The 3,472-nt window shown below is 73.9% G+C and carries 4 protein-coding genes and 2 pseudogenes; 4 read left to right on the top strand and 2 right to left on the bottom strand.

Annotated elements, in window-relative coordinates; all coding sequences use genetic code 11:
• Positions 1-523, top strand: a pseudogene (locus AC13HU_RS34390) (hypothetical protein); the annotation flags it as partial.
• A gap of 103 nt (positions 524-626) precedes the next feature.
• On the opposite strand, the pseudogene AC13HU_RS34395 reads toward AC13HU_RS34390, so the two are convergent.
• Positions 627-737, bottom strand: a pseudogene (locus AC13HU_RS34395) (2-dehydropantoate 2-reductase N-terminal domain-containing protein); the annotation flags it as partial.
• Positions 738-921: 184 nt separating this feature from the next.
• On the opposite strand from AC13HU_RS34395, the gene AC13HU_RS34400 reads away from it, so the two are divergent.
• The 3 genes from AC13HU_RS34400 to AC13HU_RS34410 all read left to right on the top strand — a co-directional run bounded on the left by AC13HU_RS34400 (position 922) and on the right by AC13HU_RS34410 (position 2,865).
• Positions 922-1,095, top strand: coding sequence for a hypothetical protein (locus AC13HU_RS34400; protein ID WP_483045919.1), 174 nt, complete (start codon positions 922-924; stop codon positions 1,093-1,095).
• 149 nt (positions 1,096-1,244) lie between these two features.
• Positions 1,245-2,312, top strand: a complete 1,068-nt coding sequence (locus AC13HU_RS34405) for an RNA ligase (ATP) (RefSeq protein ID WP_483045920.1) — start codon at positions 1,245-1,247, stop codon at positions 2,310-2,312.
• 124 nt (positions 2,313-2,436) lie between these two features.
• Positions 2,437-2,865 (top strand): SseB family protein, encoded by a 429-nt coding sequence (locus AC13HU_RS34410; RefSeq protein ID WP_483045921.1) that lies wholly within the window; start codon positions 2,437-2,439, stop codon positions 2,863-2,865.
• A gap of 137 nt (positions 2,866-3,002) precedes the next feature.
• On the opposite strand, the gene AC13HU_RS34415 is transcribed toward AC13HU_RS34410, so the two are convergent.
• Positions 3,003-3,472 (bottom strand): diacylglycerol/lipid kinase family protein (locus tag AC13HU_RS34415; protein ID WP_483045922.1); only part of this gene is annotated, 470 nt, incomplete at its 5' end.

A 3,472-nucleotide genomic window follows, 5' to 3' on the forward strand; every position in this document is an offset into this window, starting at 1 on the left:
CCCCGCCGACGTCGCCGCCGACCCGGGCAGCACCCTCGCACCCGCGCCGGCGGACCCCCAACCCACCGAATCCGTAAGGCAGTCCGCCCGCACCGCGCTGCGCGCCTACGCCCTGGAGGCCGTCCCCGCGCTGCTCGCGGCGGGCCGCGCCGACGACGCCGCACGCATCCTCGACCGCCCCGTGCCCGGCCCCGACGCCGGCGCCACTCCCCTCGACGGCGGCCGCGTACGGCTGCTGCGGGCCCGTACCGCCCTGGCTCAGGGCGACCCGGTCAGGGCCCGCGCCCTGCTCGACGAGGGCGTGGTCGTCGACGACCTGGCCGAGGGCGACGAAGCGCTCAGCGACACCTGGTACGCCGTCGCCGAGGCCCTGCTCACCGACGGCGCCCCGGCCGCGGACGACGCGAAGCCGCACGACGGCACGTCGGACGACGCGCGCGCCCGGACCCGCCGCGAGCACCCGCTGCCCGCCGCGTACGACTTCCGGATGCGCCCGCAGGAGCCCCCGACGGCCCAGCAATGAGGCGGTGAAGTACGGCTGGACGCGGGTCAGTTGCCCGCGTCCAGCACGGCCGCGCGCTCCGCGGCCGTCAGTTCGCCGGGGGCGCGGCGCTCCCGGGCGGCGCGGCTTCCAGGTGCGCCCCACGTGCCACGGGTACGACCTCGCGGCCGCTGTCGAAGAGCCGTCCCCCGATGGCGCCGCCCACCGCGCCCGCGCCGATGATGTTGTATCGCATGACTGAACCCTCGTCGGCCGCCGCGTTGATCACAATTCGCGCCCTGCCGACCGCCGGTGGAGCCGCGCCGGCCCGACCGGGTCCGCGGCTGCGGCGGGCAGGGGTTGCCCGGGGCACGGTCGCTGCCCCAACTCCCCTTGCTGGCAAAGGGCCGGAGGCCCGCGCCCGTGGCTGCCGCTCCGCCGTGCTCTACACGATCAGCTTCCAGGCCCCGGACTTCTACCGGAAGCAGGGGTGGCAGCGGCTGGGCGAGGTCCCCTGCGATCCGCCGGGCACCAGCCGCGTCTTCATGACCAAGGCACTGGCGGCACCGAGTGGTACCGAGGTCCGGCCGGGCTTCGCGACGGCCGGCTCCTGACCAGTAGCGGCCACCAAACCGCCTACCGGGAAAGCCAGTTGGGATGAAGGGCCCGCTAAAACCGTTGGCCCGTCGCCCCGGACGCCACGCACAGTGGGGGCGCGGGCCGGGACGGCGCCGCAGACACGGCACACCAAGGGGGCCTCACCATGTCCACGCTGCGAGTCACCGTCGAGCGGCTCACGATCCTCGACCACCCGAACGCCGACGCGCTGGAGCTGGCGCAGGTCGGTCTCTATCGCGCGGTGGTGGCCAAAGGGGCCTATCGCACCGGGGAGTTCGCGGTCTACATACCCGAGCAGTCCGTGCTGCCCGAGCCGCTGATCGCCGAACTCGGCCTGACCGGGCGGCTGGCCGGTTCGAGGAAGAACCGGGTACGGGCGGTGCGGCTGCGCGGCGAGCTGTCCCAGGGCATTGTGTGCCGGCCGAGCGCGCTCGACGGCATCGACCTGGAGCGCGCCGCCACCGACGACGCGGACTTCACCGAACTGCTGGAGATCGTCAAGTGGGTACCCCCGGTGCCGATTTCGATGAGCGGTGAGGTGGACACCGCGCCCGACCTGCTGCCGTGGATCGACATCGAGAACCTCAAGCGCTACCCGGACATCTTCGCGCCCGGTGACCAGGTCACCGTCACCGAGAAACTGCACGGCACCGCCTGCTGCCTCACCTACTACGCCGGTTCCGGCACCCTCGACGTCACGTCCAAGGGCCTGGGCGCCAGGCAACTCGCGCTGAAGGAGGCCGACGGCAACCTCTACTGGCGCGCCGTGCACGGGTACGGCCTGCCCGCAGTGGCCGCCGCCCTCGCCGAGCGGTTGGGTGCGGACCGGGTCGGGATCTTCGGCGAGGTCTTCGGCAAGGGCGTGCAGGACCTCGACTACGGCACGAACGCGGGCACCGAACTGCCCGGGTTCGCCGCGTTCGACGTGTGCGCGGACATCGCCGGACAGCTGAGCTGGTTCGACCCCGCCGACCTCCTCGACGGCGAACTGCCGCTCGTACCGAGGCTGTTCCACGGCCCGTTCGACCTGGACCGGATACTCGCGCTCGCCGCGGGCAACGAGACGGTCTCCGGCCGGGAGCTGCACATCCGCGAGGGGGTGGTGATCCGTACCGCCGACGGGAAGTACAGCCCCGCGGTCGGCGGCCGGGCCATCGCCAAGGTGGTCGGCGACGCGTACCTGACCCGCAAGGGCGGCACCGAGTACGAGTGAGCCGGGCGGCCGCCCCGGGGTGATTCCGGAAAGCGGGCGGCATGCTCCGGCCCGTGCTGGGTACGCGCCGGGTTCAGCCACTTGCAGACACCGAGCGCAGCCGCGGCGAGAGGAAACCACGACGATGACCGACATCAACCCCGACGGTGCCCTGCCCCCTGCGCAGCGTGCCCTCCACGAGATCTCCCAAGGCAGCGAGAACGTGATCGCGCTGAGCACCCTCGCGGTGAGCGAGGTGCTGCTGCCGGTGCCCGGTGCCGAGGAACGCCCGCAGGAGGCGGACGCCGCCCCTGCCGAGCCGCCGCGCGAGATCCAGCTACCGGTCTACGAGCAGGAGGACGGCCGCCAGCTCGTCCCCGTCTTCACCTCGGAGACCCGGATGGCCGACGCGCTGCCCGCCACCCGCCGCTACCGGCTGGTCCAGCTCGCGGTGCTCAGCGGAGCCTGGCCGTCGGACGAGCTGATCCTGTCCATCGACACGGGCAACGAGGACGCGCTGAGCATCTCCGGCGAGGGGGTACGGGCGCTGGCCGGGCTGGTCAGCGGCAACTGACCACCCCGGCCGATCGGCCACGCGCCCCAGGCCACGCGCCACAGGCCCCGGACGGCCCCGGCGGGAAACCGCCGTGGCCGTCCGTGACCGTCCGCGTGCGTGCCGTCCCCTGCGTATGCCGTCCGCGTGCGCCGGGATCAGGCCCGGTACACCACCAGGCCGCCCGGCGACTTGTCCAGCAGTACCTCGCCGGGCGCGGCCGCCCCCTCGCCGTCGCACGCGAGGTGCACACCCGCGCCCGGCACCCGCACCCGCAGCCTCGGCACGGCCGCCGCGGTGTAGACCGGCGACGAGGTGAGCGCCCCGGTCAGGGCGGCGCCCAGCATCCGGGTCCTGGCGAACGGCCCGCCGTCCACCATCCGCACGTCCAGCAGCCCGTCGGCCAGGTCCCGCCGCCGCACCGGCGCCGGCCCCCAGCTGGAATAGCGGCAGTTCCCCGCGAAGAGCAGCCACACCGAGCGCGGCCGCCCGTTCACCACCACCTCGACCGGCTCGCAGGTACGCAGCACGTGCACGGCCGCAAGCACGCTCGCCGGCCAGCTGCCCACCCGGCGCGACCAGCGCTCCCGTACCCGTACCAGGTCCGGGTAGGCGCCGATGCTGAAGG

This window comes from Streptomyces sp. NH27, from assembly GCF_056859195.1.

Bases quoted from the DNA above. Each gene is read 5' to 3' on its own strand.
- AC13HU_RS34405 (WP_483045920.1), top strand. From the start codon at position 1,245: ATGTCCACGCTGCGAGTCACCGTCGAGCGGCTCACGATCCTCGACCAC.
- AC13HU_RS34410 (WP_483045921.1), top strand. From the start codon at position 2,437: ATGACCGACATCAACCCCGACGGTGCCCTGCCCCCTGCGCAGCGTGCC.